This is a genomic window from Mesorhizobium sp. EU05-FHT14A09, from assembly GCF_058790995.1.
Genome location: NZ_JBYTDF010000002.1, coordinates 278,246 through 304,171, shown reverse-complemented (window position 1 = coordinate 304,171; position 25,926 = coordinate 278,246). Strand labels below are relative to the sequence as shown.

General features: G+C 60.8%; 27 protein-coding genes. 15 read left to right on the top strand and 12 right to left on the bottom strand.

The genetic code is table 11. The features are described from left to right. Nucleotides 1-163 precede the first annotated feature (163 nt). The gene (locus AC3WTO_RS08850) at nucleotides 164-988 is read right to left on the bottom strand and encodes an SDR family NAD(P)-dependent oxidoreductase (protein ID WP_492460334.1); all 825 of its coding nucleotides are present in this window, start codon (nucleotides 986-988) and stop codon (nucleotides 164-166) included. A 214-nt stretch (nucleotides 989-1,202) separates the two neighbouring features. Here AC3WTO_RS08850 and AC3WTO_RS08845 point away from each other — a divergent pair, with 214 nt between their 5' ends. The 6 genes from AC3WTO_RS08845 (at nucleotide 1,203) to AC3WTO_RS08820 (ending at nucleotide 5,664) form a co-directional block, all read left to right on the top strand. After that, complete coding sequence (locus AC3WTO_RS08845) at nucleotides 1,203-2,237, top strand: cysteine synthase A (RefSeq protein WP_492460333.1); 1,035 nt, start codon at nucleotides 1,203-1,205, stop codon at nucleotides 2,235-2,237. Further along, nucleotides 2,237-2,980, top strand: coding sequence for an alanyl-tRNA editing protein (locus AC3WTO_RS08840; RefSeq protein WP_492460332.1), 744 nt, complete (start codon nucleotides 2,237-2,239; stop codon nucleotides 2,978-2,980). The genes AC3WTO_RS08845 and AC3WTO_RS08840 overlap by 1 nt, the downstream gene beginning before the upstream one ends. A gap of 33 nt (nucleotides 2,981-3,013) precedes the next feature. Further along, nucleotides 3,014-3,868, top strand: a complete 855-nt coding sequence (gene sseA, locus AC3WTO_RS08835; RefSeq protein ID WP_492460331.1) for a 3-mercaptopyruvate sulfurtransferase — start codon at nucleotides 3,014-3,016, stop codon at nucleotides 3,866-3,868. 4 nt (nucleotides 3,869-3,872) lie between these two features. Then, nucleotides 3,873-4,433, top strand: coding sequence for a GNAT family N-acetyltransferase (locus tag AC3WTO_RS08830; protein ID WP_492460330.1), 561 nt, complete (start codon nucleotides 3,873-3,875; stop codon nucleotides 4,431-4,433). A gap of 96 nt (nucleotides 4,434-4,529) precedes the next feature. Continuing rightward, nucleotides 4,530-5,087, top strand: coding sequence for an OmpA family protein (locus AC3WTO_RS08825; RefSeq protein WP_129414823.1), 558 nt, complete (start codon nucleotides 4,530-4,532; stop codon nucleotides 5,085-5,087). A 100-nt stretch (nucleotides 5,088-5,187) separates the two neighbouring features. Beyond that, the gene (locus AC3WTO_RS08820) at nucleotides 5,188-5,664 is read left to right on the top strand and encodes a DUF1203 domain-containing protein (RefSeq protein WP_492460329.1); all 477 of its coding nucleotides are present in this window, start codon (nucleotides 5,188-5,190) and stop codon (nucleotides 5,662-5,664) included. 217 nt (nucleotides 5,665-5,881) lie between these two features. On the opposite strand, the gene AC3WTO_RS08815 is transcribed toward AC3WTO_RS08820, so the two are convergent. From AC3WTO_RS08815 to AC3WTO_RS08795, 5 genes are all read right to left on the bottom strand, one after another. Next, entirely contained in the window at nucleotides 5,882-6,673 is a 792-nt protein-coding gene (locus tag AC3WTO_RS08815; protein WP_492460328.1) for a molybdopterin-binding protein, read from the bottom strand. A 1-nt stretch (nucleotide 6,674) separates the two neighbouring features. Further along, nucleotides 6,675-7,556 (bottom strand): cytochrome b/b6 domain-containing protein, encoded by an 882-nt coding sequence (locus AC3WTO_RS08810; RefSeq protein WP_492460327.1) that lies wholly within the window; start codon nucleotides 7,554-7,556, stop codon nucleotides 6,675-6,677. 109 nt (nucleotides 7,557-7,665) lie between these two features. Next, complete coding sequence (locus tag AC3WTO_RS08805; RefSeq protein WP_492460325.1) at nucleotides 7,666-8,340, bottom strand: DUF1345 domain-containing protein; 675 nt, start codon at nucleotides 8,338-8,340, stop codon at nucleotides 7,666-7,668. 18 nt (nucleotides 8,341-8,358) lie between these two features. Further along, complete coding sequence (locus AC3WTO_RS08800) at nucleotides 8,359-8,823, bottom strand: YaiI/YqxD family protein (protein WP_492460324.1); 465 nt, start codon at nucleotides 8,821-8,823, stop codon at nucleotides 8,359-8,361. Next, nucleotides 8,820-9,311: a GNAT family N-acetyltransferase gene (locus tag AC3WTO_RS08795; RefSeq protein ID WP_492460323.1), complete on the bottom strand. Its 492-nt coding sequence runs from the start codon at nucleotides 9,309-9,311 to the stop codon at nucleotides 8,820-8,822. Before AC3WTO_RS08795 ends, AC3WTO_RS08800 begins: the two co-directional genes overlap by 4 nt. Before the next feature lie 93 nt (nucleotides 9,312-9,404). On the opposite strand from AC3WTO_RS08795, the gene AC3WTO_RS08790 reads away from it, so the two are divergent. Then, nucleotides 9,405-9,749 carry a cupin domain-containing protein gene (locus tag AC3WTO_RS08790; protein ID WP_492460322.1) on the top strand — a complete coding sequence of 115 codons (345 nt, stop codon included), beginning with the start codon at nucleotides 9,405-9,407 and terminating at the stop codon, nucleotides 9,747-9,749. Between the two features lie 155 nt (nucleotides 9,750-9,904). Next, the gene (locus tag AC3WTO_RS08785; protein ID WP_492460321.1) at nucleotides 9,905-11,917 is read left to right on the top strand and encodes an acetyl-CoA carboxylase biotin carboxylase subunit; all 2,013 of its coding nucleotides are present in this window, start codon (nucleotides 9,905-9,907) and stop codon (nucleotides 11,915-11,917) included. 62 nt (nucleotides 11,918-11,979) lie between these two features. On the opposite strand, the gene AC3WTO_RS08780 is transcribed toward AC3WTO_RS08785, so the two are convergent. Then, complete coding sequence (locus AC3WTO_RS08780; RefSeq protein ID WP_492460320.1) at nucleotides 11,980-12,330, bottom strand: hypothetical protein; 351 nt, start codon at nucleotides 12,328-12,330, stop codon at nucleotides 11,980-11,982. Nucleotides 12,331-12,436: 106 nt separating this feature from the next. Continuing rightward, entirely contained in the window at nucleotides 12,437-12,664 is a 228-nt protein-coding gene (locus tag AC3WTO_RS08775) for a hypothetical protein (RefSeq protein ID WP_492460319.1), read from the bottom strand. Between the two features lie 276 nt (nucleotides 12,665-12,940). Here AC3WTO_RS08775 and dnaE point away from each other — a divergent pair, with 276 nt between their 5' ends. From dnaE to AC3WTO_RS08760, 3 genes are all read left to right on the top strand, one after another. Beyond that, the gene (dnaE, locus tag AC3WTO_RS08770) at nucleotides 12,941-16,420 is read left to right on the top strand and encodes a DNA polymerase III subunit alpha (RefSeq protein WP_492460840.1); all 3,480 of its coding nucleotides are present in this window, start codon (nucleotides 12,941-12,943) and stop codon (nucleotides 16,418-16,420) included. 55 nt (nucleotides 16,421-16,475) lie between these two features. Then, the gene (locus AC3WTO_RS08765; protein ID WP_492460318.1) at nucleotides 16,476-17,279 is read left to right on the top strand and encodes a potassium channel family protein; all 804 of its coding nucleotides are present in this window, start codon (nucleotides 16,476-16,478) and stop codon (nucleotides 17,277-17,279) included. A gap of 74 nt (nucleotides 17,280-17,353) precedes the next feature. Next, nucleotides 17,354-17,860, top strand: coding sequence for a hypothetical protein (locus AC3WTO_RS08760; RefSeq protein ID WP_492460317.1), 507 nt, complete (start codon nucleotides 17,354-17,356; stop codon nucleotides 17,858-17,860). Between the two features lie 62 nt (nucleotides 17,861-17,922). On the opposite strand, the gene AC3WTO_RS08755 is transcribed toward AC3WTO_RS08760, so the two are convergent. Both AC3WTO_RS08755 and AC3WTO_RS08750 read right to left on the bottom strand, forming a co-directional pair. Beyond that, nucleotides 17,923-18,804, bottom strand: a complete 882-nt coding sequence (locus tag AC3WTO_RS08755) for a DMT family transporter (protein WP_492460316.1) — start codon at nucleotides 18,802-18,804, stop codon at nucleotides 17,923-17,925. An 83-nt stretch (nucleotides 18,805-18,887) separates the two neighbouring features. Continuing rightward, nucleotides 18,888-20,252: a DNA polymerase IV gene (locus tag AC3WTO_RS08750; protein WP_492460315.1), complete on the bottom strand. Its 1,365-nt coding sequence runs from the start codon at nucleotides 20,250-20,252 to the stop codon at nucleotides 18,888-18,890. Nucleotides 20,253-20,316: 64 nt separating this feature from the next. On the opposite strand from AC3WTO_RS08750, the gene AC3WTO_RS08745 reads away from it, so the two are divergent. After that, entirely contained in the window at nucleotides 20,317-20,892 is a 576-nt protein-coding gene (locus AC3WTO_RS08745) for a GNAT family N-acetyltransferase (protein ID WP_492460314.1), read from the top strand. Nucleotides 20,893-21,058: 166 nt separating this feature from the next. Next, nucleotides 21,059-22,663: a hypothetical protein gene (locus AC3WTO_RS08740; protein ID WP_492460313.1), complete on the top strand. Its 1,605-nt coding sequence runs from the start codon at nucleotides 21,059-21,061 to the stop codon at nucleotides 22,661-22,663. Nucleotides 22,664-22,833: 170 nt separating this feature from the next. Here AC3WTO_RS08740 and AC3WTO_RS08735 read toward each other — a convergent pair whose 3' ends face one another. Both AC3WTO_RS08735 and AC3WTO_RS08730 read right to left on the bottom strand, forming a co-directional pair. After that, nucleotides 22,834-23,487 carry a hypothetical protein gene (locus tag AC3WTO_RS08735; RefSeq protein ID WP_492460312.1) on the bottom strand — a complete coding sequence of 218 codons (654 nt, stop codon included), beginning with the start codon at nucleotides 23,485-23,487 and terminating at the stop codon, nucleotides 22,834-22,836. Continuing rightward, the gene (locus AC3WTO_RS08730; protein WP_492460311.1) at nucleotides 23,484-23,786 is read right to left on the bottom strand and encodes a DUF3572 domain-containing protein; all 303 of its coding nucleotides are present in this window, start codon (nucleotides 23,784-23,786) and stop codon (nucleotides 23,484-23,486) included. The genes AC3WTO_RS08735 and AC3WTO_RS08730 overlap by 4 nt, the downstream gene beginning before the upstream one ends. A gap of 241 nt (nucleotides 23,787-24,027) precedes the next feature. On the opposite strand from AC3WTO_RS08730, the gene AC3WTO_RS08725 reads away from it, so the two are divergent. Then, nucleotides 24,028-24,399 (top strand): response regulator, encoded by a 372-nt coding sequence (locus tag AC3WTO_RS08725; protein ID WP_024926172.1) that lies wholly within the window; start codon nucleotides 24,028-24,030, stop codon nucleotides 24,397-24,399. A 33-nt stretch (nucleotides 24,400-24,432) separates the two neighbouring features. Then, nucleotides 24,433-25,806 (top strand): PleD family two-component system response regulator, encoded by a 1,374-nt coding sequence (locus tag AC3WTO_RS08720; RefSeq protein WP_492460310.1) that lies wholly within the window; start codon nucleotides 24,433-24,435, stop codon nucleotides 25,804-25,806. The last annotated feature ends 120 nt before the right edge of the window (nucleotides 25,807-25,926 follow it).

The window sequence follows — 25,926 nt, the reverse complement described above, 5'->3', positions numbered from 1 at the left end:
ACTCCAGACTGATCGCGCAAATTATGGTGGCGGCCGGCGACAGGCAACGGGGTGTGCCGCAGCTTGCACTGTGCATCGGCACGTTTCCGTCTTTCACCGGAACACGAAACGCCTCAACTCTTTGCTTGACGCAATCTCCGACGGAAAACCGTTAGGGAAGGCTCTAGATGGGCTGGCGCGGCTTACGGCCAAAACTTAATGGCTTGTCGCCCCATCCTGTCATCCGGTTGAGGAACCAATGGCGGAGCGGATGCGGCAGCATGCCGAGCACCTTCAGCCACAGCGTGAAACGGCGTGGGAAGGTGATTTCGAAACCGCCTGTCTCGATGCCACGCATCATCCTGTCGGCGGCGCAGGCTGAAGAGATCACCGCAGGCAGGCGAACGCCATTCTTCTGCGTCATCGGCGTGTCGATGAAGCCGGGGTTCATCACCTGGACGCGGATGTTCAGCTTGTCGAGGTCGAACTTCAGGGATTGTGCCATGACATTGATGGCAGCCTTTGTCGCGCCATAGGCGGCTGTCGTCGGCCAGCCGAAATAGGCACTGATCGAGCCGACCATGACGATATGACCGCGGCCGTGCTTGCGCATGAATTTCACCGCCGGCACAAGCCCGTGCACAATGCCCATGACGTTGACGTCGAAGGTGCGGCGGAACTTGCGCACCGACAGATTGTCGCCGGCGACTTGCGTGTAGCTGCCCGCGTTGAAGATGGCGAGCGCGATAGGGCCGAGGTCAGCCTCGATGGCGACGACCGTGCCGGCCATGCCAATTTCGTCGGTGACATCACACGGAAAAGCAACGACCCTGCCGGGCAGGGAAGCGGTCTCGGCGATCAGCATGCCGATGTGGTCTTCTTCGCGGGCGGTTACCGCCACGATGAAGCCTTTCGCCGCCAGTTCTTTCGCGAGTTCCCTGCCGATGCCGGAACTGCCCCCGGTGATCCAGGCAACGCCGTCTTTCGGGCTGGCCCGATAGAGTGTCATTCAGTGTCCCGAAAGCTCTTTCAATGGGTCATCTAGCCGTGCAGAAGTCGAAAGGAAAGCATGTTCTTGGATGCCCGTTATTTTAGTTTGAACTGATATTTTCTGTTGCCGAGCGAAGTTGCAACAGCAGATGCAACTGGTCCAGGCCAATTCGAGCCTTGAAACGGCAGCCTAGCGTTTCTAGGGTTCTCCGCAGACACGAGAAGGATTCCTCATGCACCGTTCGGTGATCGACGCTATCGGCAATACGCCGTTGATCCGCCTCAACCGCGCCTCGGAAGAGACCGGCTGCGAGATATTGGGCAAAGCCGAGTTCATGAACCCGGGCCAATCGGTCAAGGATCGCGCCGGCCTCTTCATCATCCGTGATGCCGAACGGCGTGGTCTTTTGAAACCGGGCGGCGTCATCGTCGAGGGAACGGCAGGCAACACCGGCATCGGGCTCACGCTGGTCGCGAAGGCGCTGGGTTATCGCACGGTCATCGTGATCCCTGACACGCAGAGCCAGGAGAAGAAGGATACCATCCGGCTCCTCGGCGCGGAGCTGATCGAGGTTCCGGCGGTTCCGTACAAGAATCCCAACAATTATGTGAAACTGTCCGGCCGCCTTGCCGAACAAATGGCGAAAAGCGAGCCGAATGGGGCGATCTGGGCCAATCAGTTCGACAATGTCGCCAATCGTGACGGTCATATCCACACCACTGCGCAAGAGATCTGGGCGCAGACCGGAGGCAAGGTTCACGGCTTCGTTTCCGCCGTCGGCTCCGGCGGCACGCTGGCCGGAGTGGCTGCGGGTCTCAAAGGCAAGAGCAGTGACGTCAAGATTGCGCTGGCCGATCCGTTGGGCGCGTCGCTGTTTTCTTTCTACACGAACGGCGAGCTGAAGGCCGAAGGCAGTTCGATCACAGAAGGAATCGGACAGGGGCGCATCACCGCCAATCTCGAAGGATTCACGCCGGATTTCTCGTTCCAGATTCCGGATGAGGAGGCATTGCCGATCGTCTTCGATCTTATCCAGGAAGAAGGACTGTGCGTCGGCGGTTCGACCGGCATCAACATTGCGGGCGCCATTCGTCTTGCTCGCGAGTTGGGACCGGGTCATACGATCGTGACCATCCTGTGCGACTACGGCACGCGCTACCAGTCGAAGCTGTTCAATCCGGAATTCCTGCGCAGCAAGAATCTGCCGACACCGGACTGGATGGAGGCGGCAAGCACCATTCCTGTGCCGTTCGAGCAGGTGGCGTGATGGCCTTCAAGACCGAGGCGGTGTTCCGCGACGATTCCTATCTGAAGGAATTGGAAGCGACCGTGGTGTCCGTCAACGATCGCGGCGGCATCATCCTCGACCGCACCGTTTTTTATGCGACGTCCGGCGGCCAGCCGGGCGACACAGGCTATTTCGAACGGACGGGTGGCGGCCGGATTGCAATCGCTGCCACGGTGACGGGCGAAACCAAGGACGAGATCATTCATGTCCCGGCGCCGGACCAGCCGGTTCCGGTTGTCGGTGAGACGCTGAAAGCCGTGATCGACTGGGAGCGCCGTCATCTGCTCATGCGCATGCACGCCGCCTGCCATCTGCTCAGTGTCGTGTGCCCATTTCCCATCACCGGTGCGGCGGTTGCCGAAAACGATTCCCGTGTCGACCTGGATATTCCCGAGACCGGTTATTCCAAGGAAGAAGTCACGGCGAAGCTTATGGAACTGGTGCGTGCGGACCATCCAATCTCCATCGAATGGATCACCGACGAACAGCTGGCCGCCAATCCGGGCCTGGTGAAGTCCAAGAATGTGCGTCCGCCGAGCGGCACCGGCCGTATCCGCCTCGTGCTGATCGGCGAGAATGCCTCCGTGGACAGTCAGCCTTGCGGTGGCACCCACGTTGCCCGTACAGCCGAAGTCGGCGAGATTCATATCGGCAAGATCGAAAAGAAGGGCCGCGAGAACCGGCGTTTTCGTATTCGGTTCGGGCCTTTGCCGACCGCCTGATCGGTCGGGTCACAGACAGCTGGGAGAAAGAGCATGGCCGAAGACAGCCCCTTTACAGTCGACGCGGACTGGTTGGAACAGCGGCTCGGCCAGCCGGGCCTGTCGATCGTCGACGCTTCTTGGTATCTGCCGGCACAGAAGCGCGATGCGCGTGGCGAATATGATGCCGCGCATATTCCGGGTGCCGTCTTCCTCGATCACGACGCTGTTTCCGACCGGGACTCGCCGCTGCCGCACACCTTGGCCACGCCACGCGACTTCGCACAATATGTCGGGACGATGGGCATTTCGGCCGACGACACCATTGTCGTCTATGATGGGCCTGGTTTTTTCTCGGCGCCGCGCGCGTGGTGGATGTTCCGTGTGATGGGGGTATTCCAGACCTACATCCTGGACGGTGGCTTCGATCGCTGGAAGGCTGACGGGCGTCCGGTAACCGCCGAGCCGACCAAGATTGCACCCGGCATTTTCCATGCCGATTTCGACGCGTCCCGAGTGGCCTCGCTTGAGGACATGCGCCGCGTGGTTGCGAGCGGGGAAAGCCAGATCGCGGACGCTCGCTCGCCGGGTCGCTTTGCCGGCGCCGAGCCGGAGCCGCGTGCCGGGGTACGCCCCGGCCACATGCCCGGCGCTCACAATTTGCCGTATGGCGCGCTGTCGGAAAACGGCGTTCTGCTGCCCAAGTCGAAATTGCGCGAGGTTGTCGAGCAGACCGGCATCGACCTGTCGAAGCCGGTCGTCACATCATGCGGCTCCGGCGTCACTGCGGCCGTCATCACGCTGGCACTGGAAACCCTCGGTCATACCGACAACCGGCTCTATGACGGTTCCTGGACGGAATGGGGCGGGCTGCCTGACACGCCGGTGGAAACGGGCAAGGGCCGCTAAGCGAATGAGTGCCGACGACCAGCAGCAGATCGACGTCACGGTGACCTTCCTCGAGATGGACGTGCCGCCGGCCTACTACCCGCCATTGCCTTACAACCGGCAGATCGCGCTTTTGAAGACGCGAATGATCCCGCTGCATTTCTACCGCTATCTGCAGGACCGCGTCGGGCGCAAATGGCAGTGGGTCAATGTGCTCAAGCTCGACGACGATGAGCTGGCTGCCGGTCTGCATCGGGAGGACCGCGATATCCGCGTGCTCTATCTTGACGGCGCGCCGGCGGGTTTCTTCGACGTCAAGCCGCATCTGCCCGGGGAGGCTGAGCTGGCCTATTTCGGCATGATGGAGCATGCGACCGGGCAGGGCATCGGCCGCTGGTTCCTGGGTGCTGCCATCGAGGCCTGCTGGTCGCATGGGCCGAAGCGGATCACCGTGCAAACCTGCACGCTCGACCATCCTGCCGCTCTGCCGCTTTACCAGAAGCTTGGTTTCAAGCCTGTGGCGCAGAAGAAGGAAATCGTGCGGCCGATGTCCTTTGTCGAACGGTCGGCCAGTGTCATGCGCTGAGCGCTGCTGAACAGCGCGTTCATTCCGGCTTCAGCTTGGCTCTGCCATGGTGCGGGCAACATCGATCCGGCCACATAGCCTTCCCAGGAGCCTAACATGATTTCCCGCCGTACCGTCGCCGCCGCGCTGATCGCTTCGATTGCGTTGCCCGGTTTTGCCTTCGCACAGGCGCAGACGCCATCTGCCGCGCAGATCGAACGCAAGCTGGAGGCAGCACCGCGCATGAAGCTGCGTCCCGACGAGCGTGTCACCATTCGCGAGTTCAAGCGCCGCCCCGACCTGCGGCGTATGGCGCCTTCCATCGACATCCAGTCGATCAACTTCGCCTTCGGATCGGCTTCGATCGATCCATCGCAATATCGCAAAGTCGAGATCATCGCCGATGGTTTGCGCCGCACCCTGCGTCGTGATCCCGATGCGCGTGTGCTGATCGAAGGTCACACCGACGCCGTTGGCTCGTTTGCTTCCAATCAGGCATTGTCTGAACAGCGCGCTTCTTCGCTGAAGCGGACGCTGGTGCGCGAATTCGGCGTGCCGGGCTATGCTCTTGAGACGGTTGGCTATGGCGAGGAATTCCTGCTGGTGCCGACCGAGAACGAGAACTGGCGCAATCGCCGCGTAACGCTGCGCCGCTTCGACGATTTCATTCGCTAAAACTGCGGCTCGCCCCCGCACAAGGGGAGGCAGGATTCGGGTGGGAGACCACCGACCACGGTCATAAAGTTGCGGTTCGAGAAACCGGAGAACCGAACCCATGACCGTGCTGTTCAAGGCTTTGCCGACCGAATCCGTGCGAGCGCTGCAGGAGGGCGGACCCGACGCCTATGGCCATACACCGGAACGTAGAATCTCGGATGGTGACGGTGTGCCGTGCCGGCATTGTCTTCGAAATGTTGCGGCGGGCGAGGGATACCTGATCCTCGCTTACCGGCCGTTCCCGGAATTGCAACCTTATGCCGAGACCGGACCGATCTTCCTGCACGCCGAGGCATGCGAACGTGCGGAGGAAGTTAGCGCAGTTCCTGAGCTGTTCATGGATAGCAAGGATTACATCGTGCGCGGGTATAGCGCTGACGACCGTATTGTCTACGGCACCGGCGCGGTGGTGCCAACGCAGGAGATTGCCGAGCGGGCAGGAACGCTGCTGGAACGTGACGACGTCGCCTATTTGCACATGCGCTCGGCTCGCAACAATTGCTACCAGTGCCGGATCGAGCGCGCGAGCGTTTGACCCGAAAATCCGGCATCTGGCGCTTTTGAAATAACGATTGCTTAACCAAAATCGGTCGAAGATCGCGCCAGCCTGTCACGTAGTTGTTGTATTGAGTGCCTATAAGACGGGTGTCGAACGATTTCATCGACCGCGGATGGACCGGCGGTGATTTTCGACGGACGAGGAAGCGGGGTTCTACCCCGCTTTTTTGTTGCCTGCGCGATAAGAGCGGTTGCTAGATGCCGCCGTACCAGTCGTAGCCAACGTCTTCCCAGTAGCCGCCGCGGCCACCGCCAAAATTCGCGAAGGTATCAACGAGTTCGATGCGCTGGATGTATTTGGGCATCTTGTAGCCGAGCTGGCGTTCGACGCGTACACGCAGCGGGGCGCCGTTCTCTACCGGCAGCGGCTTGCCGTTGAGGCCATAGGCCAGAATGGTCTGTGGATGGCGCGCATCGATCAGGTCGATCGAACCATAATATTTGATGTCGCCTGAGAGATTGCGGTCGATCGTATCGAGGCAATGGAACATCACATAGCGCGCCTGCGGCTTCACCACGGCCTGGTCGAGCACCAGCGAGAGCGGGGTTCCCGTCCATTTGGCGATGCAGCTCCAACCCTCGACACAATCGTGACGCGTGATCTGCGTGCGGCTCGGCATGGCGATCAGCTGTTCGCGTGTCAGCGACAGCGGTTTCTCGACCAGGCCAGTGATTTCAAGGCGCCAGTCCGCGAAGTTGCTGCCGAGCAGGTTCTTGTAGCCGTCGTCGTCGGGAGCGGTAATGCCATTCGGGCGCATCGGCTGGCGGATATCCGCTTCGGTGAATTCCGGGGCGAAGCGATCCCGTCCGGCCAACAGGCGTTGTGCCCGGTAGGTCAGGTCGTTCGCGCCTTCCAGAATGTTGCGCAGGCCACCACCCACGCCGAGTTGACTGTCAAAGGCATCGCAGCCGGAGAGCGCGATACCGGAAACGCCGAGGCCGGCGGCGGTCAGGAATTTGCGGCGGCTGATCTGGAATTTGGCCATCTTACTCACTCCGTCCGGTCGCATCTGTTCCGCTGCCGGGTGGATCGGTTCGGTACCAGCCGGTGACGATCGATCTCAACTCGTTGATGGGCCCTGCCGCGAGGATCATCAGCATGTGAACCAGAAAGAACAGCACGAGCAGCACCATGACCGTGAAATGGATGGTTCGTGCCGTTTGGCGTCCGCCAAACAGTTCGTTGAGGAAGGGCAGAACCGCATTCATGCTGGGCGACATGGCAAGCCCGGTCAGGATCATCAGCGGCAGCAGCACGAACAGCACACCGCCGTAGGCAAGTTTCTGCAGCGTGTTGTAGCGGCCAGTGTGATGGAAACGCAGACGCACATGGTCGGCAATGTCTCGGGGAAGATCGCGGATGTCAGTCAGACGGGGAGCAAGATCACGTCGAATGTGTCCGTTGAGCAGGCCTGCGAGCAGCCAGATGAGCAATGTCGCACTCAACATCCATGCAAAGAAGAAGTGGACCACGCGAGCGGTGCCGAGATCGTAGTAGGATGGGATGGTTGCCCAGGATGGAAAGGCACGGGCGCTTTCGTTGCCGGCCGGTCCCGACCAGCCGAGAACGCCTGTGGTATCGAGACGGTAGCCAAAAATCTCGGTGAAGCCGCGTGGGCCGCGATCGGTGTCTTCTGCACCGATCCTCAGGATCGTGTTGTTGTAGCTGAAACCCGACTCCTTGCCGATGTAGAGCTGCGGCCGCGCGTTGAAGATCTGCAGACCACTGAGCAGCAGGAAGAACAAGGCAAGGGCCCAGACCCAGTGGGTCAGCCGCGTCCAGCGGTTCTGCCGATAGACCAGCGGCCCCTTTTTCGGCTTGCTTGCCCGGGTTTCCGCGGTTTCTTCGATGCTGGCGATCGCGTCCATGCCGCGCCCCTTCTGCCGCATAAGACGGCTCGCGAGTGGTGTTCGCATGGTAGTACGAGTCCTCGCCTCGTCTTGTTTCACGCCATCACGATTTTGTGCGCCGATCGCGTCAGTTACCGAGCGTAACGGCAACATTGACCGCTGCCGCGACGATGACCGTGTTGAACAGGAAGGTGATCAGTGAATGCAGGATGACCAGCTTCCGCATACGGGTCGACGTGATGTTGGTGTCGGCGGTTTGCGCCGTCATGCCGATGACGATGGCGAAGTAGAGGAAATCCCAACCCTGGGGCGGCTTGCCTCCTGGAAAATCGAGACCGCCGACTGGCTGGCGCACCGGCTTGCCCTTTGCGTCGCGCACCTCGTCGTCGTCACGCCAATAGACGTGGGCATAGTGGAACGCCGCCATGGTGTGGATGGTCAACCAGCCGAGCGGCAGCGAGATCAGTGACGTCAGCAATTCCGTCGACGAATGCTTGTGGTTATCGTTGACGATCTGAAAGAGCGCCCCGACAACAACAGCGATGACTGCGACAGTGACGGCGAAGATGATAAAGACCGGCATGTCGTCGGCACTTGCCTTGCGACGCAGGTGCTCCGCTGTGAGATAGGGCATGCGCGCGAGCATCAGTCCGATATAAACGATGAAGAATGCGTCCGCGCCGACCGAATACGCGATCGCCAGCTGGAATTTCAGTGCTATCGCCAGTGCGATCAACCCTACACAGGCCGCGGCCGCAAATGGCATCAGGCGGTTTGTCGACTTGCCAATCAGTAGTTTCATGACCGCAACCTGCCGGCTTCAGCTTGTTGTGGCTGATTTGAGCGCGCGTCGCAGGATTCGGTCAAGTTCCCCCAGGAAACGTGAACGATCCTGTGAGGTGAAGCCGGCATTGTAGCCCTTGCTTTCGCCGGTCTCGCGCAGGTGCTGCTTCAAGTCACGCATGGCGACAGCCATGCCGATCGTTTCCGGCGTGAAGGGGCGCCCTGTCGGTCCGAGCACATGAGCATCGAGCGCGACGGCCCGCGCGGCAAGCGGGATATCGGCGGTGATGATGACGTCATTCGCCGTGGCGTTTTCGATGATCCAGTCGTCCGCGGCATCGGCGCCCTTGCTGACCACCACGTTGCGGATCATCGGGTCGCGCGACGGGCGCAGTCCGCCATTCGAGACGAATGTGACGGCGACGCCGTGCCGTTCGGCGACCTTGATCACCTCATCCTTTACCGGACAGGCATCGGCGTCGACATAGATTGAGACGGTCATGACGTTGTTGACGCCATCGGGACCTGCGATGTCAATCCGCGTTCCATGTCGATATGCGGGATATCGTCCTCCAGATACTCGTCCGAGACCGCAACGAAGCCGAATGTTTCATAGAAACGACGCAGATGACTCTGGGCGGAAAGCGCTATCGGGTGGTTAGGAAAGAGCCGCTCGCATACCGCGATCGCTTCGTTCATCAACGCATCGCCCAGGCGCTTTCCGCGATGGTCCGGCGAGACCAAAACCCGGCCGATGACAGCAGGGTCGGCCGCATGGGACGGTTTGCCGATGCGGGCATAGGCCAGCAATTCGCTGCCGGACAACAGGCGCAAATGCAAGGTATCGGGATCGGTGCCGTCGAGTTCCCGGTAGGGACATTTCTGTTCGACAACAAAGACATCCGTCCGCATCTTGAGCATGGTGTAGAGTTCTCTCGGCCCGAATTCGTCGAGAGTGCGCACGTCAGTGCTGTAACCGGCTTCAGCCATCAAACCATTCCGATGTTGTGAAGTCCCAGGGCAATGTTCCGGCACACGGCGTCTTGGTCTAAGGTCGGCCCGGCACAATGAGACGGAGCGACCATGGCACATCTGATCGAGCGCGAGCAATGGGCCGAAAAGCCGGACGTCCTGCATGGTGAGTTCGAAGCCGGCGCCTATGGCGCCGAGGTCTCCGTGATCTGCTACAGTTCCGACCAGATCGGCGGCGGGCCGAAATTGCACAAACACCCCTATGCTGAAGTCTTTGTCATCAGGGAGGGGCGGGCATTGTTTACCGTCGGTGACAAGACCATCGAAGCAACGGCCGGGCAAATCCTGGTCGTTCCAGCTGATGTCCCACATAAATTCTCCAATCTTGGTCCCGGACGGTTCGAAAGCACGGATGTCCATGTCGCTGGCGCTTTCATTACCGAATGGCTGGAATAGACGCCGCCAACGGGAGCATGTCGACGATCTGGATCGCCGGCTGCGATGACAGACCGGTCTTCAACTTTCGAACAGCGGCTTAGCAAACGAGCGTGGCTTGAGCAGGCGGACGGGACTCCATAAAAGGTAAGGACTTAGCGGAGGATGCGGCGTCCATGTTCAAGAAGATTCTGATCGCCAACCGCGGCGAGATCGCCTGTCGTGTCATCAAGACGGCACGCAAGATGGGCATCACCACCGTGGCGGTCTATTCGGATGCCGACCGTGATGCGGTCCATGTCGAGATGGCAGACGAGGCGGTGCATATCGGGCCGGCGCCAGCCGCACAGAGCTACCTGATCGCGGACAGGATCATCGAGGCATGCAAGGCGACAGACGCCCAAGCAGTCCATCCGGGCTACGGCTTTCTGTCCGAGCGCGCATCCTTCTGCGAGGCGCTGGAAGCGCAGGGTATCGTCTTCATCGGCCCCAAGCCCAAGGCGATCAATGCCATGGGCGACAAGATCGAATCGAAGAAATTTGCCAATGCCGCCAAGGTTTCGACCGTGCCGGGCTTCCTGGGCGTCATCGAAGACGCGGATCACGCCGAACGCATCGCAGGCGAAATCGGCTATCCAGTGATGATCAAGGCCTCCGCCGGCGGTGGCGGCAAGGGCATGCGCATCGCCTGGTCGAAGGATGAGGTGCGTGACGGTTTCGATCGCGCACGTTCGGAAGCCAGGAGCTCCTTCGGTGACGATCGCGTCTTCATCGAGAAGTTCGTGGTCGATCCGCGCCATATCGAGATCCAGGTGCTCGCCGATGGGCACGGCAATGCCGTCTATCTTGGTGAGCGAGAATGTTCGATCCAGCGCCGCAACCAGAAGGTGGTCGAGGAGGCGCCATCACCTTTCCTCGATGAGAAAACCAGAAAGGCCATGGGCGAGCAGGCCGTGGCGTTGGCCAAGGCCGTCGACTATCAGAGCGCCGGCACCGTCGAGTTCATCGTCGACAAGGACAAAAACTTCTATTTCCTTGAAATGAATACGCGATTGCAGGTCGAGCACCCGGTGACCGAGTTGATCACCGGGGTCGATCTGGTAGAGCAGATGATCCGCGTCGCGGCCGGAGAAAAACTGGCTTTTGGACAGGGCGACGTGAAGCTGAACGGCTGGGCAGTGGAGAGCCGGCTCTACGCGGAGGATCCCTATCGCAACTTCCTGCCCTCGATCGGGCGGCTGACGCGCTACCAGCCGCCGGAGGAGGGCAATTTCGGCGACGTTGTCGTGCGCAACGACACCGGTGTCACGGAAGGTTCCGAAATCTCGATGTTCTACGATCCAATGATCGCCAAGCTCTGCACCTGGGCGCCGACTCGTATCGAGGCGATCGATGCCATGTCGGAAGCGCTGGACGAGTTCGTGGTCGACGGCATCGAGCACAACCTGCCTTTCCTTTCGGCATTGATGCAGCATCCGCGCTGGCGCGAAGGGCGGCTTTCCACCGGCTTCATCGCCGAGGAATACCCCGACGGCTTTGCGCCGATTTCGCCAGACGGCGAAGACAAGGCCGTGCTGGCAGCGATAGCGACGGCGGTTGAACTGTTGCGTCGAGACCGGCTCGACCGCCTCGGTGGGCGGCTGGCGCCGCATTCCGGCGCGCTCAAGCGTGACTGGGTGGTGAAGCTTGGGCAGGAATACCTGTCAGCCGCCATTCTCGAAGGCATGATTTCCATTCCGATGGAACTCGACCTGTCGATCGAAGGCAGCAAGGCGCTCACGGTGACCTCCGATTGGCGGCCGGGTGAGCCGGTTTGGCGTGGCACCGTCGGCAAACAGCGGATCGCAGCGCAGCTGCGGCCTCTGCCGAATGGCACCCGCATCGCCTGGAAAGGCATGTCAGTGGCAGCGCAGGCCATGCTGCCGCAAACCGCGGCGCTGGAGCGGCTGATGCCTGTGAAGCTGCCGCCGGATACGTCGAAACTGCTGCTGTGCCCGATGCCGGGGCTTGTCGTCTCCATCGCGGTTGCCGAAGGGCAGGAGGTCAAGGCGGGCGATACGCTTGCAGTGGTCGAAGCCATGAAGATGGAGAATGTGTTGCGCGCGGAGCGCGACCTGACCATTTCCAAGCTGAACGCAAAGCCGGGCGACAGCCTTGCTGTCGACGCGGTGATCATGGAATTCGCCTAGAGCAGCTTCAGCAAAAGTGCAGGCTTGACCCAGCGGGCGCTTGGGAAGCCCGCTGGGTCACGTCAGACGACCAGTTGGTCCGCTCTCTGGTCAGTCACGACGTAAACACAGGCCCGGCAGGCATCACTCCCGCGCTGCGCATACCAGCGGCAGCTGCCGCGAATGGCACAGCGCGGCAGGCCTGCTGCCGGATCGATGGCCTGGTCCCTCATACCCACCAGGACTTTCTCGATGACGCCGCAGGAATTCCCTGTCCATTGGCGGCATTTTCCCTCCACACACCGTCCGGCAAAACGGAACCGTGCTTCTGGTGCGCCTGTCTTGCTGGTCTGGGCGACAAAATCCGCGTCGATTTCCAGGCGGGTCGGGATCGGCTGAACGACGCCATCCGCTCCAACGACGCCGATGAGCAACGCACCAGGTTCCGCCGGTGCGCTGGGGCAGGACTTCTGCGTCCTGTCCGAATCCCCGGCGCCGTCCATGTGACGTCTGGAGGTGTGAGCCAGCGTCGGCATGGCTTCAGCGCATCAATCCGCCGATTTCCCTTTCCAGGGCAGGGATCTGGCGCTGGTCAAGGTGCAGGATCAGTCCCAGCCATTCCTTTGGAAAGCGCAGGACCAGTTCGGGCGGAGTCTGCGAATCGGCAAGGCCGGCCAGGACCGCATGCTGGATGTTGCGGGCGATCTTCTCTTCCATGCCTTTGGCAAGCTTCACGCCCGACAGATCGACGACAAAACGGTTGCTCATGGTGATCTCTCCTCCGTGAGGTCTTCTCACCTCAGGATCGTGGCGGGATCGCTGCCGGAAGGCTGTGAAGCATTTCACACAGGGCTAATATGGGACCTGCAGACCATCAGTTGTGGCGAGTTTTCTGTGGCCGAGATGGCGGACCGGAGGATGGATGTGGCAGGGTGGGCAACGGCTGACTAGATTGGTGGCAATCAGCCCCAAGATTCGCAGGCGAGACCGAGTCGAACAGTGACAAACGAAGTCAGAATACGCGATCCTCTGAAACGCGAGGCAATGGCGCCGAAGCGGGAAGAGATCCCTGCGCGCCCATTCATCCACCTGCGTGTTCATTCGGCTTACTCATTGCTCGAAGGCGCGCTGCAACTCGGCCCGATTGTCGGTCACGCCATCAAGGATCAATCCCCAGCGATAGCGGTCACCGACACCAACAATCTGTTCGGCGCACTGGAGTTCGCGCAGAAGGCAGTCAAGGACGGCGTTCAGCCGATCATGGGCAGCCAGATCGACCTGGCTTTTTCCGGTGAAAGCAACGACGGACAACGCGACCGCCGCAAGCAGTGGCCTGATCTGCGCCCTGTCGTGCTCATCGCGGCGACGGAGGCCGGCTATGCCAATCTGGTGCGGCTGGTCAGCCGGGCCTATCTGGAAACGCCGTCGGGCGAGCCAGTGCATGTCACCACCGATATGGTCGCGGAGATTGCCGAAGGCATCATCTGTTTGAGCGGTGGGCCGCGCGGCCCGATCGGCGCAGCCCTGCGCGATGATCGCAAGGATCTGGCCGAGGCTCGGCTGCTGATCCTTAAAACCCTGTTCGGCGACCGGCTCTATGTCGAACTGGAACGGATGGCTGGCTACGATCGCGGCATCGAACACGGTACTGTCGAGCTGGCTTATCGCCACGACCTGCCGCTGGTGGCGACGAACGAGGCGTTTTTCTCCTCACGCGAGGATTTCGAAGCGCATGATGCGTTGATCGCCATCGCCGAAGGTTCGGTGATAGCGGCCGACGAGCGCCGGCGGCTTACGCCGGACAATTATCTGAAGAGCCAGGCAGACATGGCGCGGCTGTTTGCCGACTTGCCGGAAGCGATCGACAACACGATCGAGATCGCGCAGCGCTGCTCGTATTACCCGAAAAACCGCAAGCCCATCCTGCCGCGTTTCGCCGGCGCCGATGTGGCCGACGCAGAAGCCGCTGAAATGGCCGAGGCCGAGGAACTGGCAAGACAGGCCCGCGATGGCCTTGCCAGGCGTTTCGCCGAGCGCGGCCTGCACGGAGGTTTTACGGAGGAACAGTATCGCGAACGGCTGGAGTTCGAGATCGGCATCATCCAGCGCATGAAGTTCCCCGGCTACTTCCTGATCGTGTCGGACTTCATCAAATGGGCGAAACAGCATGATATTCCCGTCGGCCCGGGGCGCGGTTCCGGCGCCGGCTCGCTGGTCGCCTACGCACTCCTCATCACCGACGTCGATCCGCTGCAATTCTCGCTGCTGTTCGAGCGCTTCCTCAATCCCGACCGTGTCTCGATGCCGGACTTCGACATCGACTTCTGCCAGGATCGCCGTGAAGAGGTGATCCGCTACGTGCAAGGCAAATACGGGCGCGACCAGGTCGGACAGATCATCACTTTCGGTACGCTGCAGGCCCGCGCTGTCTTGCGCGACGTCGGCCGCGTGCTGCAGATGCCCTATGGCCAGGTCGACCGGCTCTGCAAGATGGTGCCGCAGAACCCGGCCAATCCGGTGAAATTGGCGGACGCCATCGCCAATGAGCCGCGCTTCGCCGAGGAGGCGGAAAAGGAGCCGATCGTCAACACGCTGCTCGAGATGGCGCAGAAGCTGGAAGGGCTCTACCGCCACGCCTCGACGCACGCCGCCGGCATCGTCATCGGCGATCGTCCGTTGTCGGAACTGGTGCCGATGTACCGCGATCCGCGCTCGGATATGCCGGTCACGCAGTTCAACATGAAGAAGGTTGAGGATGCCGGACTGGTGAAGTTCGACTTCCTCGGCCTGAAGACGCTGACGGTGCTGGATAAGGCGGTGAAGCTGATCGGCCGCCGTGGCATCGATATCGACCTTGCCACGATCCCGATCGACGATCAGCTGACCTACGCCATGCTGTCACGCGGTGAGGTGGTGGGCGTGTTCCAGGTTGAAAGTGCCGGCATGCGCAAGGCGCTGATCGGCATGCGGCCCGACCGCATCGAGGACATCATTGCGCTGGTCGCGCTCTATCGGCCGGGTCCGATGGAGAACATCCCGACATACAATGCACGCAAGCATGGCGAGGAGGAGATCGCGTCGATCCATCCCAAGATCGACCATCTGGTGCGGGAAACGCAGGGCGTCATCGTCTACCAGGAACAGGTGATGCAGATCGCGCAGGAGCTTGCCGGCTATACGCTCGGCCAGGCCGACTTGCTGCGCCGCGCCATGGGCAAGAAGATCCGCGCCGAAATGGACAAGCAACGCGACATCTTCGTCGCGGGTGCCGTCGAGCGCGGCGTTGCCAAGCCACAGGCGGATTTCATTTTCGATTTGCTGGCAAAGTTCGCCGACTACGGCTTCAACAAATCGCACGCCGCCGCCTATGCCATCGTCTCCTACCAGACCGCCTATCTCAAGGCGCATTATCCGGTGGAATTCCTGGCAGCGTCTATGACGCTCGATATGTCGAATACCGACAAGCTGGCCGATTTCCGCCAGGATGCGATGCGGTTGGGCATCGAGGTGGTGGCGCCGTCGGTCCTGACTAGTTTCCGCGATTTCGAAGTGGGCGAGAACAAGATCTTCTACTCGCTGGCGGCGCTGAAGGGCGTCGGTGATGCCGCCGTCGAGCACATTGTCGAAAAGCGCAAGGACGGACCTTTCAAGAACCTCGCCGATTTCTGCGAGCGCATCGATCCCAAGGTCGTCGGCAAGCGTGTCTTCGAAAGCCTGATCATGGCGGGCGCGCTCGACTGTTTCGGGCATGATCGTGCCCAGATGATCGCCGGCGTCGAGCGCATGATGGGGCTGGCAGCGCTGGCGCAGCAGAATGCCACCTCGGGGCAGGCGGATATCTTCGGCGCCTCGCTGGGCGCGCAGTCCCAGGCGCTCAACCTGCCGTCGACCGAACCGTGGCTGGCGGCGGACCGGCTGCACCGCGAATTCCAGGTGGTTGGTTTCTACCTGTCGGCGCACCCGCTGGACGAATACAAGGCCGCACTCCAGAAGATGCGCGTGCAGAACTGGGCGGAGTTCTCCGCCGCCGTGAAACGTGGCGCTTCCGCGGGCCGGCTTGCCGGAACGGTCACGGCCAAGCAGGAGCGCAAGACGCGCACCGGGAACAAGATGGGCGTCGTCAATTTCTCCGACATGACCGGCCAGTATGAGGCCGTCATGTTTTCCGAGACGCTCGCGCAATATCGCGACATGCTGGAGGCCGGCAAATCGGTCGTTATCACCGTGGCGGCGGAAGACAGGCCGGAGGGTGTCAACCTGCGCATCCAGACCGTGCAATCGTTGGAAGACGAAGCAAGTCGCATCCAGAAAGCGCTGCGCATCTTCCTGCGCGATGCCAGCCCGCTCAATACGTTGGCCGGTCAGCTTAGCGTGAAGGGCGAGGGGCAGGTGTCCTTCGTGTTGATCAAGGATGGCGGCCAGGGCGAGGTTGAAATCGAATTGCCCACCCGTTACCGCATCTCGCCTCAGGTCGCTTCGGCGATGCGGGCTGTTCCCGGGGTCATCGAAGTCGAACTGGTCTGAGTGCCTCGGCTGGAAAACGCTGGACGGGCGGCGTTGCTAACGCTACCCGATAGCAATGGCAGCTGAAGCGAAGCCTGAAGCCACGAACGGCTCCTCCCTGGCGAGGCTGCGTGACCGCCTGCGCCGGCTCTATCACGGCCGCTCGCCGGAAGCCGTCCGCTTCCAGGCGATGGTGGTGCTGATCGATCTCGTCATCATCGCCTTCTTTCTCGCTACCCCGCTGCTGCAGAATTCGGCGTCCTTCCTGTGGCTGGACTATGCCGTGGCCATCCTCGTCTCCGCTGATCTTGCGGCACGCCTGCTTGCTTCGACGGACATGATCCGGTTGATGCGACAGCCGACGACCTGGGTCGACGTCTTCATCCTGCTCACCTTGCTGTTCCCCACGGCGCTGGCCAATCTCAGTTTCCTGCGGATCCTCAGACTTTGGTCACTGTCGCGCAGCGGCGTGTTGTGGCGACATTTTGGCTCTGGCCGCTTCCTGGCATGGCGTGAAACCACACAAGCCGTCATCAACCTTCTGACGTTCCTGTTCGTGGTGACCGGCTTCGTCTACACCTTCTTCTTCCGGCAGACTTCAGGCCTCGTAGGCTATGTCGACGCGCTCTACTTTACGGTAGCGACGGTGACGACCACCGGCTTTGGCGACATCGTGCTTCCGGGCGTTGCCGGAAAACTCACGGCTATCGTCACCATGATTACCGGTATCTCGCTATTTGTGCGGCTGGCCCAGGCAGTCTTCCGTCCGACCAAGGTGTTGTTTCCCTGCCCGCAATGCGGTTTGCAGCGTCACGAGCCCGATGCCGTACATTGCAAGGCTTGCGGTCATATCCTCAACATACCCGACGAGGGCAACTGAGTGCCGACACAAAACTGAAATGAATGGCATCGAAAAGCGATGCTTGGATTTGCCGCGATTCTGGGGAAGAACGAATGCCGATCCGCCTTTGCATGACAGCCGCGTTGGCAACTCTGTTCCTTGCGCAGCCGACACACGCCGCCGAACCGGGTTTCTTTGCTTCCTTGGCAGGCAAATGGAGCGGCAACGGCAGTTTCCGCGTCAACAGCAAGGCGCCGGCGGTCAATGTTTCCTGTTCCTTCGACGCCAGGGCAGGAACCGCTACGCTGACGCTCGACGGCAATTGCCGCGGCATGGTGCTGATCTCGCGCAGCATTGGCGTGCGCCTGAAAGCCGAGGGACAGCGCTATGGCGGGACCTATATCGGATCGAGGACCGGCCCAGCAGCTCTTTCCGGCCGGCGGCGCGGCGACGTGCTCAATCTCGGCATACATTGGGCCAAGCCGGTGAACGGCGATCGCGACGCCGAGATGCGTGTGGAAAAACTCGGCCGGAATGCGATGCGCATCGTCACCATCGACAAGGATGCAACGACAGGCAAGTCGGTGATCACCGCTCAGGTCGATCTGAAGCGCAATTGATCCTGGATCGGTTCCGTTTCTGCGGAAGCAAGAAAACGCGCCAGCTCTTTGCTTTTACGCGATCAATCTGCTGTCGCGGTCTCTATTCTCGCTGAGCGACGCGGCAGATTGAGCAGATTGCCCATCAGGATGAGCGCAGCGCCGCCGGCGGTAAAGACGTCGATCTGTTCCTTGTAGAGCAGCCATCCGATCAGCGCGGACAAGGGAACGCGCAGGAAATCCATCGGCGAGATCAAGGTGGCATCAGCGTAGGTGAGCGCCCGCGCCATGCAGAAATGCGAGGACATGCCGGTGAAGCCGATAACGAGCAGCCACGGCCAGAGCTCGAGCGGCGGGTTTTGCCATTCGATGAGGGCGGGGATCAGTCCCAATGCCGATTGCACCACCAGCATCCAGAAGATGATACGCACCACGCTGTCGGTGCGGGTGAGTGCCTTGACCATCACCACCGAGGCACCGAAGCACATGGCAGCGCCCAGAACGATGAGATGGCCCGGCTCGATCGAGCCGGTACTCGGCCGCACGATGATGATCACGCCAATCAGGCCGAGGACGATAGATACGATGCGAGAGCGGTTCAGTCTCTCCCCAAGGAAAAGCACCGCCAGCAACGCGGTCCAGATCGGTGTCGTGAATTCAATGGAGACCAGCACGCCGAGCGGTATCAGCGTCAGCGCGTAAAGCCAGGCACCCTGGCCGACATAGTGGATGATGTTGCGCGCGATGTGCAGGGGCAGCCGTCGCGATGCCATGGCTGCAAAACCACCCTGGGTCAGAACCAGCGGCAGCAGGATGAACCAGCCGATCACGGAGCGCAGTTCCAGCACCTGGAAGACGCTGAGCTGGCTGGTGGTCATGCGCCCGGCAACCGACATCAACAGGAAGGACGCGATCGACAGCGCCATCCAGAAAGCGGCTCTGGGGATCGACGGAGTGGGTGACATATTGCTTTGTCTGGCAGAACGGCTGCGGCGCTACAATTGCTAGCGCTGTCTTTCGGATGAGCCAGACAGGGCCGGGGCAGGTGTCAGATGCGCTCCCACGGGTGCTGCACGTCGGGACCTTCATCCTCGTCGGGGCGGGCGGGGCGGCCGCGATGCCCCTTGCCAAAGGTGTAGCCGGTTTCCACGGCCTTGCGTCCGAACTTGTCGCGCAGGGCGTCGATTGCGTTTTCGGCCAGCGCACGCTTGCGGGATTGCACGTCGACGAGATCCGGCGGATCGGCTTTTTCGTCGTCGGAAAGATCGCTGACGCCGATGCCCAGGAGCCGGTATCTGGTGCCGTCGGTCTCGCGGCGCAGAAGATCGAGACCGGTCGAGAAGATACGGTCAGCGAGTCGCGTTGGGTCGCCCAGCTGGCGATTGCGGGTGCGGATCTTGAAATCGTGGCTCTTGAGCTTGAGCACGACGGTGCGACCGGCAATGCCGGCTTTCTTCAGGCGTGCCGATACTTTTTCGGAGAGGGCACGCAGCACCGGCACCAGCTCATCCAGTGAGGCAATGTCGGTGTCGAATGTCGTCTCGGCAGAGACGCTCTTGGCGTCGTGATCGGGCTCGACCCTGCGGTCGTCCTGGCCGCGCGACAGGCGATAGAGCCGGTCGCCCATGACGCCATAGCGGCCCAAAAGGTCGCCACGTTCCAGTTTCTGCAACTGTGCGATCGTGCGGATTCCATCACGTGCCAGAACCTCGGCGAACGCCTTGCCTACACCCCAGATCATGGTCACCGGCTGTTCGGCAAGGAAGGACACCGCCTCCTCCTTGCCGATGATCGCAAAGCCGCGCGGTTTGCGGAAGTCGGACGCGATCTTGGCGAGGAACTTGCAGTAGGAAAGGCCGGCCGAAACGGTGATGCCGATTTCTTTTTCGACTATCTGCGAGAAGCGCGCCAGCACCATGGCTGGCGGCAGGCCGTGCAGTTTTTCAGTGCCGGCGAGGTCGAGGAAGGCTTCGTCGATGGAGATCGGCTCGACCTGTGGGGTCAGAGCCAGCATCATGGCGCGCACTTCGCGCCCGACGCGCACATATTTCTCCATGTCCGGCTTGATGACGATCGCCTCAGGGCAAGCCTCAAGTGCCTTGAACATCGGCATCGCCGAGCGGACGCCGTGGATGCGGGCGATGTAGCAGGCCGTCGATACGACGCCGCGCTTGCCGCCGCCGACGATCACCGGCTTGTCGCGCAACGCCGGATTGTCGCGTTTCTCGACGGCTGCGTAGAAGGCATCACAGTCGATGTGGGCGATGTGCAACCGGTGAAGTTCGGGATGACGAACGATTCGAGGGCTGCCGCAGCGCTCGCAACGCATCGCCCTGCTGCGCTGGAGTGCCAGGCAGTCGCGGCAAAAACCGTGCTCGGGATCGTTGACAGGGGTCGCCATCACTGCGAACATAAAGAGAACAATTGCAAATTAGTCTACACGGCCGGGCCGCACAAGGCGACCGGAGGGACATGTCATGAACATAGAAATCCACGCTTTGACGCCAGATTTCTGGCCGCAGTTCGAAGATCTGTTTGGCAAGCAGGGCGCATGTTACGGCTGCTGGTGCACGCATTTCAGGTTGCCGCCGGCTGTGCGTCGGGCGAGCAACAAGCAAAGCAACAAGGATCATATCCGATCGCGTATCGAAGCCGGCCCGCCGCCGGGATTGCTTGCGGTGGAGGATGGAACGGCGCAGGGCTGGATGCAGATAGGGCCGCGCGTCGACGTGCCCGAATGGAATAACGCGGGGCGCGGATCAGCGCCGATCCATCCGTTGGACGCAGATGATCCCGGGGTGTGGGCGATCTCATGCTTTTTCATCCGCGTGAAGGCAAGGGGCCAGGGGCTGACGCATCGGCTTGTTTCCGGCGGGGTTGAGTTCGCGCGAAAGAGCGGCGCGCGGCAGATCGAAGCCTGTCCGATCGATGTTTCGCGAGACACGCGCTCGCTGGGCCTTTTCGTCGGCTCATCCCGGGTCTTCGAGCAGGCTGGTTTCAAGCGTGTTGTCGAACGCAAGGCAGGGCGTCCGTTGATGCGACTGGTCCTTTAGAGTGCGCGATGATGTGAGGATCGTGGTCCGCGCTTCGTGCTGCCGCAGTGCGATCCCATTCGATGCGGCCTGTCATGTCTCCTTGTGGTTGTGACGGTAATTTCCTACGAAGGGGCCGAGTAGAGCGGATTTTCCCCGTTGCCTGAATAAAAAGTGGAGACCATAAGTGCGCCGCATATTGACGACTGTTTCAGCTCTGGCGATCTGCGCTCCGGCCTTTGGCCAGGGCATCGATAGCCAGGGTGCAGCCCAGGTTCAGAAGGATATTGCCCGCTATCTCGGCAGCCAGGCTTTCGAGAAGGGCGTGATCAAGGTTGAGCCGAAGGGGGATGCTTATCAACTTACGATCGATTTCAAGGCGCTGATCAACACGTTTCCTACGCAGGATTTCGTCAAATTCGACGTGCCTGCTTACGTGCTGGCGGTGAAGCCGCGCTCCGACGGTAGCTGGGATGTGTCGAGCGCGCTGCCGTCCAAGGCAACCTTCGAGGTAAAGACCCCGGACGGACAACAGAATACCGAGATCGAGATCAAGGACGGCAAGTTCTCCGGCCTCTACGATCCGGCACTGGCCGCGTTCACCAGCATGACTTCGTCCATGGCCGGCATGACCATGGCCTCGAAGGATCCGAAATCGAATGTGCAGGCGAGTGCCGGTACCGCCACGATGACCGGAACCGGGGCGAAGGCCGCGAATGGTGGCGTCGATTTCGTCATGAACCAGACCGTGGCCGACTTCAGCGAGACGGTCACCATTGACGATCCTGAAAGTGGCATGAAGGTTCCGCTCACCTTCCATTCTCCGAGCTTCGCGGTCGACGCGACTGCCAAGGGACTGCGCAGCAGGGCAATACTGGATCTGGTCGCCTTTGGCGTCGCCAATCAGGAAGAAGCCAAGGTCAAGGCCAATCAGGCGGAACTCAAGACGCTGCTTCTGGCGGCGCTGCCTGTCTGGCAGCGTTTCGACGGCGCCTATAATTTCAAGGATTTCAAGGTCGGTACGCCACTGGGTGAATTCGGCATGACCGGGTTGGTCGCCAAGTTCGGCGCCGACGGCGTCAGCCAGAACGGCACGTTGAGCTATGGTCTCAAAGCCAACGGCGTGACCGTGCCGGCAATCGCCGCGCAGATGCTGCCAGCCTGGAGCGTCTCGCTGCTGCCGACCGATCTCGAACTCAACTTCGGCGGCGCCAATCTCGACCTCGACACCATGGCAAGGAAAGCCATCGAGGCGTTCGACCTGAGCAAGGAGCCGCCGCTTCCTGCCGATTTCGGCGACAAGATCGCAGCAGAGTTCCTGGCAAAGTCGCCGAAGGTGCTGATCGAACCCAGCATCATCAAGAACAAGGACACTGAGGTCGCCTTCAAAGGCGAGGTCCGTTTTCCGTTCGACAAGCCGGATCCAACCAAGAAGCCGGATATCGATCTGACCGTTACGGTGTCGGGTTACGACAAGATCGTCGAAACGCTGCAGGAGGCGGCCAAGACGACACCGGACGCCAGCAATGCGGTTGCTGCGGCGTTGGCGATGAAGGGATTCGCCAAGACGTTGCCGGATGGCCGCATTGAATGGGCAGTCAACGGCAAGTCGGACGGCAGCGTCGCCGTCAATGGCGTCACCGTCAAAGGCCCAGATCCAGTTGTCGACCCGGCTGAAGACGGTGCAACCGATGGGGATGCGATCCTGGAGGAGGGAGCCGACCCGGCTCAGGACGCTGAGCCTGCTGAGGAAGGAACGGGCCAGGAAGAGCAGCAGCCCGCGCAGCAGTAACCCGAGAAAGTCATCGGCCAAAAAGAAAGCCCCGCCGGATCATCGGCGGGGCTTTCTTTTTGGCCGGCGTTGCACGGCTTTGCTAGAGCAATTTCAGGAAAAGTGCGCAGCGATTTTCCGTCCGAAATTGCGTGAAAACAAGGAACTAGAGCGTTTCCGTTAACGACGCTTTAGACACCCAGCGCCTGCGCAATCTTCGGTGCGGCCTCATGCCAGTCCTGCACCACGATCAGATCTTCCGGCAGCGGTGGCAAGAAGGCGCGCAGCGAGTTGTCGGCCATCAGATGAAACAGATGCGCGTCGATGACCGAGCCTCGCGCCGAAATCAGGTTGTTGGGCTGATCGTCGACAAACGCCACCGGGCGGCCCTTGTCGCCGCGCAGCTTTGCCACGGCTGGCCCTTTGGCCATTTCGGTGGTGAGCAGCGGATAGCGGAGCCCAAGCTGATCGAGATGGGCGCGCCGCGCTGAACGGTGCTTGTGCGGCATAGCCGTCAAAAGCACGATTTCGGCCTTGTCTTCCAGCGAGCGCAACGTATCTGCGGCACCCTCGGCCAGATATTGCCATTCGGCCTGACCGGCAAAGAAATCGTCGAGCAGCGTATGCACCTCATGCTGCTCTGCCACGCGCCCGGTGGCCTTCTCGGCGACATTTCCAGTCAAGCGGAACGAAGCAAAGGTCAGGTCGTAACCACGAACCTCCAGGAAGCGCGGAAATGGCCGGATGAACTCCAGGATCACATCATCGACATCGAGCACCAGAAGGGGGCGGTCGTCGCTGGCAAGTTCCGCTATCTGGCGGGCGGTTTCGGGGTCATCACTCATGTCGAAGGCTCATAATCGTCTTGATTGCCTAGGGGTAGGGCACGCAGCGCCCTGCCGACCGATGCAGGTGGCGTGCCGGTTTCTTCACAGAAGCGCATCAAGGTAGGTTCATGCGCAAGAACGAACTGCAGCACGCCCGCCAGAAAGCCAGGCTCGGTGGCAGCGCGCCGGATGGAACTCGCTTCGATGCCTGTGATCGCCAGGAAACGCGGCAGCAGTTCGGCGTCGCTGGCAACAAAAGCCAGCACGTTGATGGCAAGCGCTTCAGCTTGCTCACGCATTGACGCTGCGTCTGCCATCGCTACCCTTGATTCCAACAATGGTGATGAGTCTGTGTCTGGAAGTAGTCACAAGCAATGCCGAGGGCAAGGCTTGTGTCGTGTTGCCGTTGTTTTGTTGCGAGCAAGCTGATCGGATTTCGGACCGGTGGTTTGCGTTTCGTCAATCATCTCGCGCTAAAGTCAAACCGGGTTTGGGCGCTCTCCATTTGGAGCGCTATGCGACGGTTTCCTTGCGAGAGCGCCGTCGGAGCGGGAAGTTATGCCGAAGAAGGTAATGATCGTCGAGGACAACGAGCTCAACATGAAGCTCTTTCGTGACCTCATCGAGGCCAGCGGCTACGAAACCGTGCGCACCCGCAACGGTCTCGAGGCGTTGGATCTGGCGCGCAAACACCGACCTGATCTGATCCTCATGGATATCCAGTTGCCGGAGGTTTCAGGGCTCGAGGTGACAAAATGGCTGAAGGAAGACGACGAGTTGCACGTTATCCCGGTCATCGCCGTCACCGCCTTCGCCATGAAGGGGGATGAGGAGCGTATTCGCCAGGGTGGCTGCGAGGCCTACATTTCCAAGCCGATCTCGGTGCCGCGCTTCATCGAGACAGTTAAATCCTATTTGGGTGACGCTTGATGGTTGCCCGCTGTTTGCCTGGAGCCGCATGAGATGACAGCCCGTATCCTTGTCGTCGATGACGTGCCGGCCAATGTGAAGCTGCTCGAAGTGCGGTTGCTGGCCGAATATTTCGAGGTGCTGACGGCGTCGAGTGGGCCGGATGCGATCGAGACCTGCGAGAACGGCAAGGTCGACGTCGTTCTGCTCGACGTGATGATGCCGGACATGGACGGCTTCGAGGTATGCCGCCGGCTGAAGAGCGATCCGGCCACTTCGCACATTCCCGTCGTGATGGTTACAGCGCTTGACCAGATCACCGATCGCGTGCGCGGGCTCGAGGCCGGTGCCGATGATTTCCTGACCAAACCAGTCAATGATCTGCAACTCATGACGCGGGTGAAAAGCCTGGTTCGCCTGAAGATGCTGACGGATGAATTGCGGCTGCGCGCTTCCACCACCCGCAACATCGGCATCGAGGAATTGCTGAGCCGCAATATGGCGGATCAGGAGTCGCTGCCCCATGTTCTTTTGATCGACGAGCGCCAGAGTTCCACCGAGCGCATTCAGAAGGTGCTGCGGGGCAAGGCGACACTGGATGCGGTCAAGGATCCGCATGCGGGCTTCTTCCAGGCTGCGGAAATCCCCTATGAGTGCATCCTGATCTCAACCGACTTCACCGATTTCGATCCGTTGCGGCTGTGCTCGCAGCTTCGTTCACTCGATCGCACGCGTTTCGTGCCGATCATGCTGCTGGCTGACCAGGGCGAGGAAGACCGAGTCATCCGTGGCCTGGAACTCGGCATCAACGATTATCTTACCCGGCCGATCGATCCGCATGAGTTGACGGCGCGGTTGCGCACGCAGGTGCGTCGCAAGCGCTATAACGACCAGTTGCGAGCTTCTGTGACCCAGACGATCGAAATGGCGGTGACGGACGGCCTGACCGGTCTGCACAATCGGCGCTACCTCGACAGCCATCTGCAGACACTGTTCGACCGTGCCGTTGCGCGTCGGCGGCCGTTGTCGATGATGATCACCGACCTCGACCGCTTTAAGACGATCAACGATACCTATGGGCATGACGGCGGCGACGACGTGTTGCGCGAATTTGCCCACCGGTTGCGCAAGAACGTGCGTGGCATCGACTTGGCCTGCCGTTTTGGTGGCGAGGAATTCGTGGTCGTGATGCCGGATACGGAAGGTGTCGTGGCCGAAAAAGTCGCGGAGCGTATCCGCGCTGAAATCGCCCGCTTGCCCTTTGCGATCGGTCGCGAAGGCAAGACCGCCGAAGTCACAATCAGCGTCGGCGTTTCGTCCCTGCTCAAGGGACCGGACACGGTCGAAGATCTTATCAAGAGGGCGGATATCGCTCTCTATGAGGCCAAGAACAGCGGCCGCAATCGGGTGGTGGCAAAGGCTGCCTAGCCTGTCTTGGCAACCGGTATCATCAGTCGTTTACCTTAACCGGCGCGAATCTCTGGTGCGTGGTTAAGAAAGTATTGCTTTTCATCAGCGCTTGAGCAAATGTGCAGCCGCTAACGAGGA

Bases quoted from the DNA above. Each gene is read 5' to 3' on its own strand.
- AC3WTO_RS08745 (WP_492460314.1), top strand. From the start codon at position 20,317: ATGAACATAGAAATCCACGCTTTGACGCCAGATTTCTGGCCGCAGTTC.
- AC3WTO_RS08795 (WP_492460323.1), bottom strand. From the start codon at position 9,311: ATGGCTGAAGCCGGTTACAGCACTGACGTGCGCACTCTCGACGAATTC.
- AC3WTO_RS08765 (WP_492460318.1), top strand. From the start codon at position 16,476: ATGGCAGCTGAAGCGAAGCCTGAAGCCACGAACGGCTCCTCCCTGGCG.
- AC3WTO_RS08805 (WP_492460325.1), bottom strand. From the start codon at position 8,340: ATGAAACTACTGATTGGCAAGTCGACAAACCGCCTGATGCCATTTGCG.
- AC3WTO_RS08840 (WP_492460332.1), top strand. From the start codon at position 2,237: ATGGCCTTCAAGACCGAGGCGGTGTTCCGCGACGATTCCTATCTGAAG.
- AC3WTO_RS08730 (WP_492460311.1), bottom strand. From the start codon at position 23,786: ATGGCAGACGCAGCGTCAATGCGTGAGCAAGCTGAAGCGCTTGCCATC.
- AC3WTO_RS08810 (WP_492460327.1), bottom strand. From the start codon at position 7,556: ATGGACGCGATCGCCAGCATCGAAGAAACCGCGGAAACCCGGGCAAGC.
- AC3WTO_RS08785 (WP_492460321.1), top strand. From the start codon at position 9,905: ATGTTCAAGAAGATTCTGATCGCCAACCGCGGCGAGATCGCCTGTCGT.
- AC3WTO_RS08820 (WP_492460329.1), top strand. From the start codon at position 5,188: ATGACCGTGCTGTTCAAGGCTTTGCCGACCGAATCCGTGCGAGCGCTG.
- AC3WTO_RS08815 (WP_492460328.1), bottom strand. From the start codon at position 6,673: ATGGCCAAATTCCAGATCAGCCGCCGCAAATTCCTGACCGCCGCCGGC.
- dnaE (WP_492460840.1), top strand. From the start codon at position 12,941: ATGGCGCCGAAGCGGGAAGAGATCCCTGCGCGCCCATTCATCCACCTG.
- AC3WTO_RS08720 (WP_492460310.1), top strand. From the start codon at position 24,433: ATGACAGCCCGTATCCTTGTCGTCGATGACGTGCCGGCCAATGTGAAG.
- AC3WTO_RS08775 (WP_492460319.1), bottom strand. From the start codon at position 12,664: ATGAGCAACCGTTTTGTCGTCGATCTGTCGGGCGTGAAGCTTGCCAAA.
- AC3WTO_RS08790 (WP_492460322.1), top strand. From the start codon at position 9,405: ATGGCACATCTGATCGAGCGCGAGCAATGGGCCGAAAAGCCGGACGTC.
- AC3WTO_RS08735 (WP_492460312.1), bottom strand. From the start codon at position 23,487: ATGAGTGATGACCCCGAAACCGCCCGCCAGATAGCGGAACTTGCCAGC.
- AC3WTO_RS08750 (WP_492460315.1), bottom strand. From the start codon at position 20,252: ATGTTCGCAGTGATGGCGACCCCTGTCAACGATCCCGAGCACGGTTTT.
- AC3WTO_RS08850 (WP_492460334.1), bottom strand. From the start codon at position 988: ATGACACTCTATCGGGCCAGCCCGAAAGACGGCGTTGCCTGGATCACC.
- AC3WTO_RS08760 (WP_492460317.1), top strand. From the start codon at position 17,354: ATGCCGATCCGCCTTTGCATGACAGCCGCGTTGGCAACTCTGTTCCTT.
- AC3WTO_RS08830 (WP_492460330.1), top strand. From the start codon at position 3,873: ATGAGTGCCGACGACCAGCAGCAGATCGACGTCACGGTGACCTTCCTC.
- AC3WTO_RS08725 (WP_024926172.1), top strand. From the start codon at position 24,028: ATGCCGAAGAAGGTAATGATCGTCGAGGACAACGAGCTCAACATGAAG.
- AC3WTO_RS08825 (WP_129414823.1), top strand. From the start codon at position 4,530: ATGATTTCCCGCCGTACCGTCGCCGCCGCGCTGATCGCTTCGATTGCG.
- sseA (WP_492460331.1), top strand. From the start codon at position 3,014: ATGGCCGAAGACAGCCCCTTTACAGTCGACGCGGACTGGTTGGAACAG.
- AC3WTO_RS08800 (WP_492460324.1), bottom strand. From the start codon at position 8,823: ATGACCGTCTCAATCTATGTCGACGCCGATGCCTGTCCGGTAAAGGAT.
- AC3WTO_RS08755 (WP_492460316.1), bottom strand. From the start codon at position 18,804: ATGTCACCCACTCCGTCGATCCCCAGAGCCGCTTTCTGGATGGCGCTG.
- AC3WTO_RS08845 (WP_492460333.1), top strand. From the start codon at position 1,203: ATGCACCGTTCGGTGATCGACGCTATCGGCAATACGCCGTTGATCCGC.